We start from the raw sequence: 1,178 nt of genomic DNA, 5'->3' as shown, positions 1-1,178 counted from the left end.
CAGGGCTATTTCATTCTTGAGAGAAGGGTGATAAGCTGAAGCTATATTCCTTCAAATTGTTTTGAGTAATGACCCAACTTGCAATTGTTGAAGCCTTCTCTGACTTGATTGATACTCGTTGTGGCACTGGAAAGCGCCATCAGCAGGCACTCTGTCTTGCTATGTTCACTGTTGCAGTTGCTGCCGGGAACAAAGGTTTTCTCGCAATTGGGGATTGGCTCAAAGCGCACAAAGCCGAATTAGTACAACTTTTTCAACCACCAAAGGAACGAATTCCTTCTTATAGTACGATTCGACGCACTCTAATGCGGACAGAGTATCAGAGTTATTCAGCTTGCTTATCCCGTTTTTTTGGTGTTCAACCATTGCCAAGAGAAACAATCGCTATGGACGGTAAAGTAATAAGAGGTTCATATGAGGCAATCAGCGATGATCCCAAGGTGGATTCACATCCAGCTATTATGCTGGTTAGCGCCTACATTGTGGAGCGGGGCTTGATTCTCGAACCTTATGAGGTGGATTCAAAAACCAACGAAATCACAGCAATTCCTGCATTTATCGAACAGATGGCAGTCAAGGGCGTGGTTTTTGCCTTTGATGCCATTAGCACCCAAAAAAAACCCTTCAGGTGATCGTTGACAGTGAGAATGATTACGTGGGTGCGCTCAAGGGCAACCAATCTGGATTACTAAAAGCAGTCAAAGGCTGTTTTAAATCACAACAGAGCGCTCAAAAAATCAACAAAGGTCATGGTCGTATTGAAAAAAGGACAGTGAGTATTACACAGGATTTGACAGACCTTCCAAAATTTCCGGGACTCAAGACCTTGATTAGAGTTGAATCAGAACGACAAGTATATCGTGCCAACATCATCGAGTATGCCACAGAAACCCGCTATTATATAGCTTCATTTGTTGATACAGCAGAAGCTTTTGGACAAAGAATCCGTGGTTATTGGGGAGTAGAGAATAAAGTGCATTATGTACGGGATGTGACCCGGCGTAGAAGATGCTTCACGCATTAGAACTACCCCAAAGCGTGCAAATCTGGGCAACGGCGCGTAATTTTGCACTCAATTTATATCGAGAGTATGGATTTCAGAATATGGCTCAAGCTCAACGACTTGCTGGCTTTGGTCTTAACACACTCAAGGAATTATTTAGAATGAAATAGCCCTG

Annotated in this window: 1 pseudogene; it reads left to right on the top strand. The window is 43.2% G+C overall.

Annotated elements, in window-relative coordinates:
• Nucleotides 1–68: 68 nt before the first annotated feature.
• Nucleotides 69–1,024 (top strand): annotated as a pseudogene (locus QUA33_RS28395) (ISAs1 family transposase).
• Nucleotides 1,025–1,178: the final 154 nt, after the last annotated feature.

It is taken from the genome of Microcoleus sp. Pol14D4, from assembly GCF_036701245.1.
Taxonomy (GTDB): domain Bacteria; phylum Cyanobacteriota; class Cyanobacteriia; order Cyanobacteriales; family Microcoleaceae; genus Microcoleus.
Note: the sequence above shows the minus strand (reverse complement) of the source record. Positions and strands in the feature narration are given on the sequence as shown.